This is a genomic window from Catenulispora yoronensis, assembly GCF_039531695.1.
Classification (GTDB): Bacteria; Actinomycetota; Actinomycetes; order Streptomycetales; family Catenulisporaceae; genus Catenulispora; species Catenulispora yoronensis.
Map to the genome: position 1 here is coordinate 17594 of NZ_BAAAQN010000065.1, position 13924 is coordinate 31517.

11 protein-coding genes are annotated in these 13924 nt (G+C 69.6%); 3 read left to right on the top strand and 8 right to left on the bottom strand.

The window, feature by feature from the left end:
• Positions 1-51 precede the first annotated feature (51 nt).
• Together ABD481_RS37795 and ABD481_RS37800 are read right to left on the bottom strand one after the other, a co-directional pair.
• A complete protein-coding gene (locus tag ABD481_RS37795; RefSeq protein WP_344670680.1) occupies positions 52-1362 on the bottom strand; it encodes an NAD(P)-binding domain-containing protein in 1311 nt (436 codons plus the stop codon).
• A gap of 28 nt (positions 1363-1390) precedes the next feature.
• Entirely contained in the window at positions 1391-1939 is a 549-nt protein-coding gene (locus ABD481_RS37800) for an OsmC family protein (protein WP_344670681.1), read from the bottom strand.
• Positions 1940-2041: 102 nt separating this feature from the next.
• Between ABD481_RS37800 and metX the strand changes: the two genes are divergently transcribed.
• The 3 genes from metX to ABD481_RS37815 all read left to right on the top strand — a co-directional run bounded on the left by metX (position 2042) and on the right by ABD481_RS37815 (position 5291).
• Positions 2042-3406 carry a homoserine O-acetyltransferase MetX gene (gene metX / locus ABD481_RS37805; RefSeq protein WP_344670682.1) on the top strand — a complete coding sequence of 455 codons (1365 nt, stop codon included), beginning with the start codon at positions 2042-2044 and terminating at the stop codon, positions 3404-3406.
• Positions 3403-4740 (top strand): O-acetylhomoserine aminocarboxypropyltransferase/cysteine synthase family protein, encoded by a 1338-nt coding sequence (locus ABD481_RS37810; RefSeq protein WP_344670683.1) that lies wholly within the window; start codon positions 3403-3405, stop codon positions 4738-4740. Before metX ends, ABD481_RS37810 begins: the two co-directional genes overlap by 4 nt.
• Positions 4741-4811: 71 nt before the next feature.
• The gene (locus ABD481_RS37815; protein ID WP_344670717.1) at positions 4812-5291 is read left to right on the top strand and encodes a CoA-binding protein; all 480 of its coding nucleotides are present in this window, start codon (positions 4812-4814) and stop codon (positions 5289-5291) included.
• A gap of 345 nt (positions 5292-5636) precedes the next feature.
• Here the strand turns inward: ABD481_RS37815 and ABD481_RS37820 are convergent, their stop codons facing one another.
• From ABD481_RS37820 to ABD481_RS37845, 6 genes are all read right to left on the bottom strand, one after another.
• Positions 5637-5819, bottom strand: coding sequence for a hypothetical protein (locus ABD481_RS37820; RefSeq protein ID WP_344670684.1), 183 nt, complete (start codon positions 5817-5819; stop codon positions 5637-5639).
• Between the two features lie 211 nt (positions 5820-6030).
• On the bottom strand, positions 6031-6336 hold the full coding sequence (locus ABD481_RS37825) for an antibiotic biosynthesis monooxygenase family protein (RefSeq protein WP_344670685.1): 306 nt from the start codon (positions 6334-6336) through the stop codon (positions 6031-6033).
• 50 nt (positions 6337-6386) lie between these two features.
• Complete coding sequence (locus ABD481_RS37830; RefSeq protein WP_344670718.1) at positions 6387-7346, bottom strand: ROK family protein; 960 nt, start codon at positions 7344-7346, stop codon at positions 6387-6389.
• Between the two features lie 35 nt (positions 7347-7381).
• Positions 7382-9118: a class I mannose-6-phosphate isomerase gene (locus ABD481_RS37835; protein ID WP_425559388.1), complete on the bottom strand. Its 1737-nt coding sequence runs from the start codon at positions 9116-9118 to the stop codon at positions 7382-7384.
• Positions 9119-9172: 54 nt separating this feature from the next.
• Positions 9173-10762, bottom strand: a complete 1590-nt coding sequence (locus ABD481_RS37840) for a CocE/NonD family hydrolase (RefSeq protein WP_344670687.1) — start codon at positions 10760-10762, stop codon at positions 9173-9175.
• Between the two features lie 88 nt (positions 10763-10850).
• Positions 10851-13745, bottom strand: a complete 2895-nt coding sequence (locus tag ABD481_RS37845; protein WP_344670688.1) for a glycosyl hydrolase family 95 catalytic domain-containing protein — start codon at positions 13743-13745, stop codon at positions 10851-10853.
• Positions 13746-13924: the final 179 nt, after the last annotated feature.

Sequence of the window (13924 nt, forward strand, 5' to 3'; positions counted from 1 at the left end):
CACCGAACCGGTCGAGTTTGCTCCAATCCCGACCGACCGGGCCGCGGACGGTCAGTGCCGGCCCGCCAAGTAGTCCGCCAGGTGGTCCACGACTTCGCGGGCGTCGTCCTCGGCGCCGTGGATGAAGGTGGACTTGCGCCTGCGGAGAACGGGTAGTCCCAGCGCATACAGACCGGGGCTGTCGACCACTCCCCCGACGTGCCGCAGGCGGCCCTTGGCGTCGACCACCGGCACGTCCAGCCACCGGTAGTCGGGCCGGAATCCGGTGGCCCACAGCACGGTCCGGATCTCGCCGCCGCGCAGGTCGAGCTGGAGGCGGGGAGAGGCCGGCACCCGGGTCGGTTCCAGGGCCTCGGCCGGCTGGTCGAGACCCGGCAGCCCGGCCGTGGCCCATTCGTCGAACCCGGACAGCAGCCGCGCCATTTTCAGGTCGGCCAGCGAACACACGTTGCGCAGGCCGCCGGAGAACAGCGCGCGGCCGTCACGGATCGCCGCCCACCGGCCCACCGGCTCCACTCCCGAGGCCATCAGGGCATTGAGGTCGACGGCGGAGCGTCCGGGCGTCCCGGCCAGCTGCGGCGAGGGCAGTCCGCGAGCCCGCTCCAGGTCGTCGAGCTGGTCGTGCCGCTGGTCCCAGACTCCGGCCGCGTGCATCCACCACAGGACATCCCGGCCGCGATACGTCCGCGGCAGCCGTACGTGCTCGCCCACCGAGAGCGTCACCGGCCGGCCGCTCCGCGCGATCTCCGCCGCGAGCTGCACGCCGGTCGCCGACGCGCCCACGACCAGGACGCCGCCGTCCGGCAGTGCGTCCGGCCCGGCGTAGTCGAACGGGGTCAGCTGGCTTATGGACTCCGGAACGGCGGAGGCGAAGCCCGGCACGCTCGGCAGGTTGCACGCGCCGCTTGCGATGACCACGGTCCGGGTGTGGATCTCGCCTTGGTCGGTCTGCACTCGGTAACCGATTCTGGTGCCGGAGCCGGTCCCGGTTCTAGCGCCGGAGCCGGTGCCGGTGCCGGTGCCGGTGCCAGTCTCAGTTCCGGCTCCGGTCCCGGCGCCGGCCGGCCGCACCGCCAGGACCTCCACACCGGTCCGGACCGGCGCCTGCGAGGCCTTGGCGAAGCCGTCGATGAAGTCCGCCACCTCGCCGGCCGTCAGATAGCCGTCCGGATCCGGCCCCTGATAGCGGTGTCCGCCGGGCAGCCGGGTGAGCCAGTTGGGGGTGAGCAGCCGCAGCGAGTCCCAGCGTTCGCGGCGCCAGGAGTTGGCCACCTCGCCGCGCTCCAGGACGAGGTGGTCGATGCCGCGCGCGCTCAGGAAGTGGCTGGCCGCCAGACCCGCGTGCCCGGCGCCGACCACCACCGCGTCGGTGTGCTCGATGGCGCGGCCCTCAGCGGACTTCGACGGTGACGTCGGTCGGGTTGGTCAGGGCGTCGAACACCGCCGAGCGCTTCTGCGACTGGGCCACCAGCGCCTCGATCTCCTCCGGGGTGGCGTCGGCGTCGATGGTGAAGGTCACCTTGATGTCGTTGAAGCCGTTGCGGACGTCGCTGTCGGCGCCGAGGATGCCGCGGATGTCGTGCCGCCCCTCGACCGTCGAGGCGACCGAGCGCAGCTGGATCCCGCGGTTCTGGGCCACCGAGGCGACTCCGGCGGTCAGGCAGGAGGCCAGGCCGACGAGCAGGTACTCGATCGGGGTGATGCCGTTGTCCTCGGCGGCGAACACCTCGGGGTGGTCGGCCTCGAACACCGACTCGTTCTTGTGGCTGCGCTCCTCGCCCAGGCCGAAGAAGTCCCGCACGGTCGTGGTGCTGTGCACGCCGTCGCGCCACGTCGAGGTGGCCCGCCACGTGAACTGGGCCGCCTCGGGCGCGTCCTTGAGGACCTCCCGCGCGTCCAGCAGCGCCTGCACGTTGACTCCGTTGGTGACCGTGGTCATGGCCCGAGCCGCCCTTCCGCCCTCGCGAGCTGGGTGTTCATTCCTACTTGGTTACTCGACTTACTCGACAATAGCGGGAGGCGCGGGCGTAACATAGTCCTCATGCCCAACGCCGCCGGATCGGATGAATCCGCGGCGGCCGTCGGCGCCCTGGGCACCGGTTCGGTGCACACTGACCCGGTGGACACTGGCTCGGGCACCGGCTCCGTGGGCACCGTCGAGACCCGGTTCCTGGACCTGCCCGGCCCGGTGCCACTGGACTGCGGCCGCGAACTCTCCGAGGTCCGGGTCGCCTACGAGACCTACGGACGCCTGTCCCCCGCGCGCGACAACGTCATCCTGGTCTGCCACGCCCTCAGCGGCGACGCGCACGCCGCCGGCGTCTCGGCGACCGCCCCGGCCGCCGGCACCCGCGACGGCTTCGCGGCCGAGGACCGCGACGGCACCGCCGGGGCCGGCCTGGGCTGGTGGGACGGGATGATCGGCCCGGGCAAGGCCTTCGACACCGACCGCTACCACGTGGTGTCCACCAACCTGCTCGGCGGCTGCCGCGGCACCACCGGTCCGTCGTCGACGGACCCCGGGACCGGACGGCCCTACGGGCCGGACTTCCCGGTGGTCACCGTCGCGGACCTGGTGCGCGTCCAGCGCCGGTTCCTGGACGGGCTCGGCATCGAGCGCCTGGCCGCGGTGGCCGGCGGCTCGCTCGGCGGGATGCAGGCCCTGCAATGGGCGATCCTGTTCCCCGACCAGGTCGACGCGATCGTCGTCATCGCCTCCACCCACGCGCTGCACCCGCAGGGCCTGGCCTGGAACGCGATCGCCCGCGCCGCCATCATGGGCGATCCGGCCTGGCAGGACGGCCGGTACCACGGCACCGGCCGCTCCCCGGACGCCGGCATGGGCGTGGCCCGCATGATCGGCCACGTCACCTACCTGTCGGCCGCCGCACTGCGGGCGAAGTTCGACCGGCGGCTCCAGAACGGCGGCGACATCCGGCACACCCTCACCGAGCCGGAGTACGCGGTCGAGAGCTACCTGGACCATCAGGCCTCGTCGTTCGTCAAACGGTTCGACGCGAACACCTACCTGTACCTGTCGCGCGCGCTGACCTACTTCGACCTGGCCCGGCAACACGGCGACGGATCGCTGGAACGGGCCCTGAGCGGCGTGCGGGCCCGTACGCTGTTGATCGCGTTCAGCTCGGACTGGCTGTACCCGCCCTCCGCCTCGGAGGAGATCGCCGAGGCGCTCGACGGGCTCGGCAAGCCCGTGGAGTACCACCTGATCGAGGCGCCGTACGGCCATGACAGCTTCCTGCTGGAGGAGGGCCGCCAGATCCCGATCGTGCGGCGGTTCCTGGGCGGGAGCGCCACTGAGGCTCTGGCTGGGAGCGCCACCGAGGTCCTGACCGACGGCACCACCGAGGCCCATCCGGCCACCGAACAGACGACGAGGAGTCCATGACCGGCGAACGCCCGCGCACCGAGCAGCCCCGCGAGTTCGGGTTCGAGACGCGCCAACTGCACGCCGGGCAGCGGCCCGACCCGAACACCGGCGCGCGGGCGGTGCCGATCTTCCAGACCGCCAGCTACGTGTTCGAGGACCCGGAGTCCGCCGCGGCGTACTTCAACCTCCAGGAATACGGCAACACCTACTCGCGGATCATGAACCCGACCGTCGCGGCGTTCGAGGAGCGCGTGGCGAGCCTGGAGGGCGGCTGCGGCGCGGTCGCGTTCGCCAGCGGCATCGCGGCCCAGGCGGCCGCGCTGTTCACGCTGCTCGAACCCGGGGACCACGTCGTGTCCTCCTCGGCGCTGTACGGCGGCACCGTCAACCAGTTCAAGCACTTGTTCCGCAAGATGAACGTGGAGCTGACCTGGGCCGACCCCGACGACCCCGAGGCGTGGGAGGCCGCGGTCCGTCCGACCACGAAGGCGTTCTTCGGCGAGACCATCGGCAACCCGTCGGGCAACGTGCTGGACATCCAGGCGCTGGCCGACACGGCGCACCGGCACGGGATCCCGCTGATCGTGGACAACACCTTCGCCACGCCGTACCTGTGCCGGCCGATCGAGTGGGGCGCCGACATCGTCGTCCACTCCGCGACCAAGTTCCTCGGCGGCCACGGCACCAGCATCGGCGGGGTCGTGGTCGAGGCCGGCACCTTCGACTGGTCCAACGGCCGCTTCCCGGTCGTGGCCGACCCGTCCCCGGCGTACCACGGCCTGAAGTTCCACGAGACCTTCGGCGCCTACGGCTACCTGATGAAGCTCAGGGCCGAGACCCTCCGCGACCTCGGCGCGGCGATGTCGCCCTTCAACGCGTTCCTGTTCCTGCAAGGCGTCGAGACGCTGTCGCTGCGGATGGAACGCCACGTCACCAACGCGGCCCAGGTCGCGGCCTTCCTCACCGGCCACGGCCTCGCGTCGCACGTGACCCATCCCGGCCTGCCCGACAGCCGGTTCCGCCCGCTCGTGGAGAAGTACCTGCCCCGCGGCGCCGGCGCGGTGTTCTCCTTCGACTGCGCGGGCGGCCGCGACGGAGGCCAGGCCCTGATCGGCGCCGTGACCCTCTGGTCGCACCTGGCCAACGTCGGCGACGCCAAGAGCCTGATCATCCACCCGGCCAGCACCACACACCGCCAGCTCTCCGACGCCGAACTGCTCGCGGCCGGCGTCCGCCCCGGCACGGTGCGTTTGTCCGTCGGCCTGGAGTCGGTCGACGACCTGCTTTGGGACCTGGAACAGGCCTTCACGCGCGTCGCCGCGACGCTGCCGAGGGAAGAGGTGACGGCGTGACCGAGCAGGCTGACCAGACTGCTGAGATTGGCCAGACCACCCAGGCCAACGAGTCTGCCGAGACCGGCCAGATCGACCTCCGGCGCTATCAGGACCCGCTCACCATCCAGCGGGTGCTCAACACCGCGGACACCATCGCCGTGGTCGGCCTGTCGAACAACGAGCTGCGCGCCAGCTACTTCGTCGGCTATTACCTCAAACGCCACGGCTACCGCGTGATCCCGGTGAACCCCCGCGAAACCGAGATCCTCGGCGAGCGCTGCTACCCGAGCCTGCGCGACATCCCGGAACCGGTCCACACGGTCAACGTCTTCCGCGCCCCGGACGCGGTGCCGGACATCGCCCGCGAAGCAGTGGAGATCGGCGCCACTGCCTTGTGGTGCCAGTTCGGCGTGATCAGCCCGGAGGGCACGCAGATCGCGGAGGACGGCGGCCTGAGCGTGATCGTGGACCGCTGCATCAAGATCGAACACGCGCGATACGCCGGACGGATGCACTGGCTGGGGTTCAACACGCAGCGGATCACGTCGGTGCGGACGGGGTTGCAGTAGGGACTCGTAAACAGCCTCGGTGGGGTCGGCCAGACTCGGCGCTCACGCCCCGCCTCCCTCTATCTAGTGCGTCGTCCTATCCGGCGCATCGTCACGCCGTGTCGACCCTTCCCCTGGGCCGCCGCGACAGCCACCGCCTCCGGCAAACCCCTTCCAACTCTCGACAAAGGAGTCGAGCCATCACCGGCCTACTTCGCCGCATCGCCCGCGCCGTCGTAGCGCCCATCCTCATCGCCGCCGCAATCGCGATCCCGACCGCGCACCGCGCACCGACACCTACTCCTCGTGCACCTCCACCGACTCCACCCTCACCAGCGGCTCGTTCTACTACGCCTCTGGTGTCTTCTACGCCGACTGCACCGACTTCATCGGCACCTTCCAGGGCACCCCGTACACCTTCACCTGGAACAACGGCCAGACCACCACCCTGAGCCTGTCCTGGAGCGACGCCCTGGTCGCCGGCGTCGAACAGATCACCGGTACCGGCACCGTCAGCTCCGGAGAGTTCGTCGGAGACACCGTCGTCATCGTCTGGGCCTACACGCCCCTCAACCTGCTGGCCTGCCTGAGCAGTGGAGGCGTCACCACCCAGACCTCACCGATCGTCGCCGAGATCGTCGGCTGAGGCTGACCACGGCCAACGCCGTCTGAAGGAACGGCCGCCGCGGATGATCAGGGTGTGAAGCCGGATCAGACCGCGGCGGTCGTAGTCCCAAGCCGAGACATTGCCGACCTAGAACTAGAGCGTGACGGCGACCTCCGCGTGGCTCACTCGCTCGTCCCAGCGGCTCAGTGCTCGGCGGGCGGTGTCTTCGAGGACTGCGATTTCGTAGTCGTCTCCGGCAAAGGCGCGGATGGCTTCGAGGTCGTTGAAGAAGGTGATCGAGGTGAACTCGACCTCCTCGCCGTCTTCGCGGCGTAGGAGGCGCGCGCCGCGGAAGCCGGGGATGTGGCGGAGGTGTTCGGCGACGTCGGTGTTGTAGTGCTGCTGGTAGGCGTCGGCTGTCGTGGTGGGGGCCCAGCCGCGCCAGGTGCGTGCGATCATCGGTTCCTCCCGAGTGGACGGTGGTGCGTTCGGGGGATGTACGGGCCCTACTATGCCAGGGTCGGTCGGCCGGCGGTCTGGGCCAGATACGCGGCGCCGAGCAGTGGGGCGTCGGACGGGTGGCGAGCGGGTTGCAGAACGCGGGTGGCTGCTGTCGACGGGTTCGGTGCGTGGGCGGCGAGGCCCTCGCGCAGTGGGCCGGCCACCAGGTCCCAAGAAGCCGCGATGGACCCGCCGACGACCAGAACCGTGGGCTCGAAGGCTTCGACGCAGGGCGCCAGGACCGTGCCCAGGACGCGGAAGGCGTGTGCGAAGACCTCTGCCGCGAGCCGTTCGCCGCCCCGGGCCCGCTCGGCGATCTCCCGCACGTCGATCAACGCGCCCGGGTCCACGCCCGCGCCCACGCCCGGGTCCGCGCTCGCGCCCAGATCCAGGCCCGCATGACCCGCCCGTGCATACGCCCGCCGGATCGCCCGCCGCGACACGACTTCCTCGATCGGCCGGCCTCCATACAACAACGAGTCGACCCGCCCTTCGGGCGGCACTCCCGGCCCGTCGTGAACCGTCGTCCCGTCTCGAAGAAAGCTCGAACCCACACCGGTCCCCAACGTGATGCCCATCGCGCGCGCATGCCCGCTTGCCGCTCCGGCTCTCCACTCTCCGGCGAGAAACGCGTCCGCGTCGTTGTGGAAGCTCACCCCGGCAGCGCCGGGCAGCTCCGTCAACAACGCCGAGCCGAGATCGACACCGTTCAGCGCGTCGAACTTGCCGACCCCGGCATACCGGCCGATCCCGCGTTCGTAGTCGAACGGTCCCGGCACGGCGACCGCCCAATGCGTTCCCGCTTCAACCGTCAGCCGCGAGGCGCACCGGACCAGCGTCGCGATGATCTCCTCGGCGCTACCGTCACCGTCCAAGGGCTCTCGGAACGACCGACCGTCGCTTCCGCCGACAACCCAGTCCCGAACGTCCACCCGCGCAGCGGTGACATGCGTTCCCCCGACATCCATCACCGCGACCTCGCTCACCGCGTCATTCACCCCTGTCACCGAACCAGGGCCTTGACATAGCGCGCCCCGCCCGCACCCAGCGCACGCACCGCATAGCCGCCAGCAGCAGCCGGAATCGTCAGCGTCTCCGCATACGCCAACTCATGCCGATGCCCCGCGTCCGTCTCGACAACAACACCATCGCCCTCCACCACGTTCAGAATGTGAAAGCGCTCGGCCGCCGAGTCCTCAACCACGGCCTCCGCGCCCACCTCGATCCGCCGCACCTCGAAAAACATCTCCGGCAGCACACCGATAACGTCCTCGCGCCACCCCTCCCCCGCACGCACACACCGCGGCTGCTGAACGAGGTCCCTGGCCACGGCCTCGCCAGCACGCCCGACGTTGAGGTTCTCGAACGCATGCCCGACATGCACCGGCCGCTGCGTCCCCGCAGCGTCCTTCCGAAGCCAGTCGTAGAACCGCAGGCTGTACAGATACGGCGTCGCGCTGATCTCCAGCACCACGTTCCCCTCGCCGCTGCCGTGCGGCGTGCCGGCCGGGATGAGGAACAACTGATGCGGCTCGGCCGGAAAGGTCTGGACATAGCGCTCGACGTCGAACGGCGTAGCGTCATGAACGGCCTGATCAGCGTCCTTATGGAACGCGTCAATGTCAGCATCCTGTCGCAGGCCGAGAAACACCTTCCGATCAGTCCCACCAACCATCATGTAATACGTTTCGTGCTGCGTGTAGGGCCAGCCGAACACCCGATGCATGTAGTCCGGCTGCGGGTGGCAGTGGACTGACAAGTTCCCGCCGCCGACCGTGTCGAGGTAGTCGAACCGAATCGGGAACGACGTCCCGAACACCTCGTGCACACTCGCACCGAGCACCAGCTCAGGATGCCGCGCGACGAGTGCCTGGAGCGGAAGTTCAACCCGCGCCCCGTCCGCCTCGCCGACCAGAATCCCGCTCTCCGGCGCGATGAGCTCGTACCCGAGCGCGGTGTTGGGCGCCTCAGTATTGAAGCCGAGTTGCTCCTGCGCCCAATGCCCGCCCCACGACGTCGTATTGAACGTGGGCCTGGTCCGGAACGGCCGCGCCGCGAGGTCGGCCAACGCGGCGCCGAGCGTCCTCCTGTCGAGCCACGTCGGCGTCACCGAGTCCTGAGTATCCAGCCACAGATCCACGTCACCGAGGACGGCATCACGGTGCCGGTCCAACACCGGCCAGTCAATGTAGAACAGCCGGCGCGTGGTCCCCGGTCCGGCGTTGGCCGGCTGGCCGAGGTTCCGTCCGGTCCCGCCGGTGATCGCGGCTTCGGCGTAGCGCTTGGGCAGGTCCGCGTACCAGAGCACGTCATACCCGCCGACGAGCGCCGCCCCGGGTCCGACGACGACCGTGACGACGCGAGCAGCCGCCGCAGCCGCAGCCGCCGCCGAATCTGCTTCCGGCAGTTCGGGAAGGCCGCCGAGGAAGTCACCCAAGCTCGCATCCGACATCGGCGCGAAGTCCGGGTCGTCGTTCAGCACGGCCGACGCGGTGCGCGCCAGGATCTCGGGCCACGTCGCGAAGTGTTCGCGCATATCGATCTGCTGGGCGGACAGGCCGCGGGCGGCCAGCGCGTCGCCGGTCCCGGCCGCGACCGCCTCCCAGTCGACGGCAGCCGGACCGTCGACGGCAAGCACCGTTCCCGGTGCCAGGTCGGCGACGGCCGCTGGGAATCCGGCGCCGACGCATCCGCTGATGGCATGGCAGGGTTCGGCTTCGTAGCCCCGAACTGGCGACATGATGGTGCTGGCCTTTCTGAAGGGAACGTGGTGCGCGGAGCCGGCAGGCTCCGTCTATCGAGGGGTCTCTAAAACAGGAAGGACGAGCCGCGACGAGAACCCGGCACCGTGGTGCACGGTCTGCCGAGCCCGCGTGGCGACGGGATGGCGATCCCAGCGAGGAAAGCAGCTGGCGGCGATCTGAAGCCGGATCCGGTGTCCGGGCTGGAACACGTAGGCGGTGGACCACAGGTCGATCACGTATTCATCGGGCTCATCCGCGCCGCCGTCGGAACCAGCGGTCCGCACTGTCCGGAGCACGCCGTCGGTGATGTTGCGCGAAACCCCGTCGCGATCGACATCGCATAACCGGGCAACCCAATCAGCGCCCTGCGCCGTGGACTCGGCGACCAGGTGCACCCGGACCCGGCCAACAACCTCCAGCGGATGGTCCAGCGGTTCGCTGGTGTAGACGAGGACATCGTCGCGCTTCTCGACGAGGCGCTGATCGTACGGTCCGGCCGGAAAGCCAGCGCCGATGAGCAACGCTCCTCCGACCGTGGGGACCGGGTCGTCGGGGTCGTGGTCGAAGGTGTCCGAGCCCGAAACCGAGCCCGGGTCCGACGACGGCCACCGATCAAGGCGGGACTCGGGACACAGATACCAAGACTGCTCGGCGCTCACCGGCGGCCAGGCCGGGAACCGGCGCCATTCGTCGGCCCCCATGACGAACACCAGCGCCGAACCCTCTGGCGCCTGACCACCGCGTTCCGCAGCAAGGAAGTGGTCGAAGAAGTCGAGTTCGAGATCGGCCAAAGACCTTCCGCCATCGATCGCCGCAGCGTCGGCAAGCGCTCCGAAGTCGACCTCGCCGACGCGGCTGGTCTGATTGTCATGAGACCACGGCCCCACGATCAGCGCGGTCGCCGCACCGGCGGCGGAGGCTGCAACGTGGTTGTCGAGACTGCCTTGGAGAAAGCAGTCGAACCAGCCAGCGACGGTCAGAGTCGGTATATCAGTGGTCTGTGGCGATCCGGGAGTTGGCACAGGTATCGGCAAACCCAGTCGGCGCAGCGTGGATGCCTCATCAGTGGGCCGCTCCCACACAGTCCGCCCCGCGAATTCCTCCAGCGCGGCATCCACGTCGGCCAAGTACCGACGCGCCTCGGCGGGCCGGGAGCGGTAGCGGCGCTCCAGAACGTTGTAGCCGAGGCTCAACGTCCACTGCGTGACCAGCCCGAGTTCATACGCTCCACCACGCCTGATCAGCCCATCGTCCGGATCGGCCCAAGTGAACCCCGGCGCGGTCGCGGCCAGCAGCGGAGGCCGTAGGGCTTTCACAGCCTGCTGCGTATACCCGAGGTAGCTGGGCCCGTAGGTCCCGACCCGGCCATCGGCGCCCGGCAGCCGCGCCGCCCAAGCGATCGTGTCGTATCCGTCCGCGCCTTCGTGTAGCAACGGTTCCCACACGCCGTCCGAGGCGAAGCGGCCACGGCAGTCCTGGACGACCACCAGATAACCGCGTCTGGCCGCACCCCACGGATCGAGGCGAGCAAGCACGTCAGCGTTCTGCTTCCCATACGGCGTGCGGACCAGCAGCACCGGCCACGAGCCGTCCTCAGCAGGCCAATAAGCGTCAGCGCGCAGGACGGTGCCGTCGCGCATCGTCGCCTCCAGCCCGGTTTCGACCCGGACATCGAGCGGATCGCGTGTCACGACGGCACCTCCTGTCATCAATGGCGGTTCGGACGGATCAGCTGATACTCAGGTCGTCGACATATCCTCGGTAGCCCCCGGTGGAGCTGGGATGGTCGTAGCCGACCAGGATCCGGCTGACCTGTTTGTTCGCGTTGGTGGTGCCGAGGTTGACGGTGACGTGGTTCCAGGCGTCGAGCGTCAGATGGCCGCACTGGTACGCGGGGTGCGCACGGTTGCCGTTCTGGTCCACCGCGCCGGAGTCCCGCAGGGTGCTGCCATCCGCGAAGACCAGGTCGACGGCGACGCAGCTGCTGTTGGTCGAGCCGGCCGACACGTATGGCGTCGTGGCGTTGCTCTGCGGATAGATCCAATAGCTCAGGGTCTTGCCACTGCCGATCGCCAGCGGGCTGCCGCTGAGGTCGAAGACCTTCAGATAGGCATACACGGAGCTGGCCCCGCTACCCGCGCCCGAGTACATCAGCGATCCGCTACCCGCATGCGCGGTCTCACCGGTGCGAAGCCCGGCCTCGGGAGCGGAAAGTCCGCAGCAGATCCCGGTCACGTTCGACAGCCCGCCGCCGCTGGTGTCGACGGTGTCGCTCCACGTCGGCGCGACGTCCGTCGCCTCGAAACCCGAGCTGAAGCTGCCGCTGCTTCCCGTGCTCGATTGCAGCGGCTGCGCGAGTTGGCTCTGGATCGTCGCCAGCGGAGTCCCGGCCGGGGCCAGGTCGATGGTGTCCCCTGCGGACGTGGCGATCGTGAGCTTGGCGCCGGACACCGTCCCGGTGTCGGTGCCGTTCCGATAGACCTCGACGCTGCCGGACCAGGGATTGGTGACGACGAGGTTCCCGCCTTTCTGGCTCACGGCCCTGATGTACTGGACCGCGTTGCCGGACCTGCTGCTGGAGATCAGGAAGTTGCCATAGGCCAGCAGGTCCCCGAACTTCGCGTTCGTGGCCGCGGGCCAGGCCGGGAACACCTTGATGTCGTTCTGGAACGACTGGAGCAGCATCTCGTCCAGGCCCGAGGTGGTGACGTTCATGTTCTCGATGCCGCCGCCGTTGTGGTGGATCGCCATGTTGGCGTAGCTCTGGTTCGTCGCCTCGTCGTGCAGGTTCGCCAGGATGGTGGCCGGGTTGTAGCCGACGCGGGCGGCCGCGGCGTAGAACGTGGCCGGAGCGTTGCCGCCGCCCCAGGCGTTGGTGAGCGCGCCGATCGTGTTGCGGGCCGTCTGCTGGAGCGTCGCGTCGCTGTCCAGACCGATCAGGCTGCCCGGATAGATGGCCTGGGCGTCGATGTCGTTGCCGTCGTTGACGAAGTCGCTGCCGACCTCGGTCTCGCGCAGGACGGTCTGGCCGTTGAGCGTCATCGTCGGCAGAGCACTGAGATGCGAGGCGATGTTCTGCCAGGTGGCGCGGGTGCCGGCGTCCTGGTTCAGCGCCGTGCTCATGTCGATCAGGCCCTGGAACAGCAGGTGGACCAGGCCGAGCGACATGCCGCTGTTGGTCTGCGGGTAGCTCTGGTCCTCGTGCGGCGCGTCGTTGGTGATGACGTAGCGGTTGTTGGCCGCGTCCCACGTGAGGTAGTTCTGCCAGAACAGGCCGACCTGCTTGAGCCACGGATAGACGGTGTTCGCGTACGAGGTGTCACCGGTGTACTCGAAGCGCATCACCATGTTGCTGGCCAGGTTGGCCGCGTTGGACTTCTGGTTGTGCAGGTTGATGTCCGCGCTGGTGCCCTTCGGCGACAGCCCGACCGGGTAGAGCACGCCGGTGAAGCCGTTCTGCGCCGCGAGCGCCTGGCCCGCCGACTGCCAGTCCAGAACCGGCTGGTCGTAGGCGGCCGTCTGCGCGATGTGGTTGGTCGACAAGGCCGCGTAGAACGGTGTCTCGTAGTTGTAGTTGGTGTGGTAGTCGCCGTTCCAGTTCATGGCGCCGGTGATCCAGTTCCCCCACAGGCCCGGGGCGTACTTGCCGGCCCGGGAGACGCTGCCCAGCAGATACAGCGAGCCGTACCAGCTTTTCTCCACGGCCTTGTCCGGGATCTCGACGTAGGACTGCGACCAGTAGTTCTGCCACCAGGAGCGGTGCGCGGCGTTGTGGTTGGCCACGTCGGTCTGGCTGAGACCGGAGACCAGGGAATCGGCGGCGGACTGCCAGCTCGCGCTGTCGACGCTGGAGACGATCCCGGCCACCAGGGTGGCGGTGCCGCCCGGCTGCACCGTCAGCGTGATCTTGTTGCCGGAGACCGACTGGCTCTGGCCTATGGTGCGGGCCGCGATCCGCGCGTGCGGGTCGGCGCCGGTCCCGGTGTCGGCGGCCACATCGGCGTCGAGATCGTTGCCGGTGGTGGAGACGCTCGGCGTGCCGCCCGAGCCGTTCTGCAGGGTGATGCCGATGCTCTGCGCGCCACCGCCGGCCAGGGCGAACGAGGTGACGACGGTGCCGGAGTTCGCGTCCACCCAGCTGGTCGTGCTCAGGGTCTGGCCGTTGAGCGCGTAGGTCCCGCGCACCTCGGCGTGGGCGATGTCCTGGACGACGCGGTACGAGGACCCGGTCAGCCCGGGGGCCGACAGCACGATCCGGCCCAACGGCCTGATCGCGTGGCTGGAGCCGGAGAAGAAGTCGTTCTTGCCGAGGTACAGCGTCTGGTTCGCGATCGTCCCGCCGACCGCGACGCCGAGGTCGCCGTTGCCCAGCAGCGGCGCGTCGACCGTCCCGCCGCCGCTCAGCACGGTGGGCGGGCTGGTCCAGACGCCGGTGTACTGCTGGGCGACGCGCCACGCCTGGTTCGCCGTGACCGTGTCGGCCCGGGCCGGACCGGCCAGTGTCGTGGCCACCGCGGTGCCGGCGAGCGCCGTGGCGGCGAGGGCGCCGACCGCGCGTCGGGCGGGGTGGGGTCGGGCAGGGTGGGTCCGAACAGGGTGGGGCCGGGCTCTGAGCAGCTTCATGAATCGGACCTCTCGGGGAGGAACAGCCAGGAAGGTGACGGAAAAGGGGTGTGCCGTGCGGCCCCGCGACCGGACCGCCGAACCGCCCCGCCGGGGGCGGGGCACGCGTCCGCGCCGGCGGGGGACACCGCCGGAGCGAACCGCCATCGCCGCCGGGCCAGAGGCTGCGCGAGGCGGGA

Excerpts from the sequence above, each read along its gene's own strand:
- ABD481_RS37820 (WP_344670684.1), bottom strand. The coding sequence starts at position 5,819 with ATGACGACGGTGTCTCCGACGAACTCTCCGGAGCTGACGGTGCCGGTA.
- ABD481_RS37825 (WP_344670685.1), bottom strand. The coding sequence starts at position 6,336 with ATGATCGCACGCACCTGGCGCGGCTGGGCCCCCACCACGACAGCCGAC.
- metX (WP_344670682.1), top strand. The coding sequence starts at position 2,042 with ATGCCCAACGCCGCCGGATCGGATGAATCCGCGGCGGCCGTCGGCGCC.
- ABD481_RS37810 (WP_344670683.1), top strand. The coding sequence starts at position 3,403 with ATGACCGGCGAACGCCCGCGCACCGAGCAGCCCCGCGAGTTCGGGTTC.
- ABD481_RS37835 (WP_425559388.1), bottom strand. The coding sequence starts at position 9,118 with ATGTCGCCAGTTCGGGGCTACGAAGCCGAACCCTGCCATGCCATCAGC.
- ABD481_RS37845 (WP_344670688.1), bottom strand. The coding sequence starts at position 13,745 with ATGAAGCTGCTCAGAGCCCGGCCCCACCCTGTTCGGACCCACCCTGCC.
- ABD481_RS37800 (WP_344670681.1), bottom strand. The coding sequence starts at position 1,939 with ATGACCACGGTCACCAACGGAGTCAACGTGCAGGCGCTGCTGGACGCG.
- ABD481_RS37830 (WP_344670718.1), bottom strand. The coding sequence starts at position 7,346 with ATGGATGTCGGGGGAACGCATGTCACCGCTGCGCGGGTGGACGTTCGG.
- ABD481_RS37840 (WP_344670687.1), bottom strand. The coding sequence starts at position 10,762 with ATGCGCGACGGCACCGTCCTGCGCGCTGACGCTTATTGGCCTGCTGAG.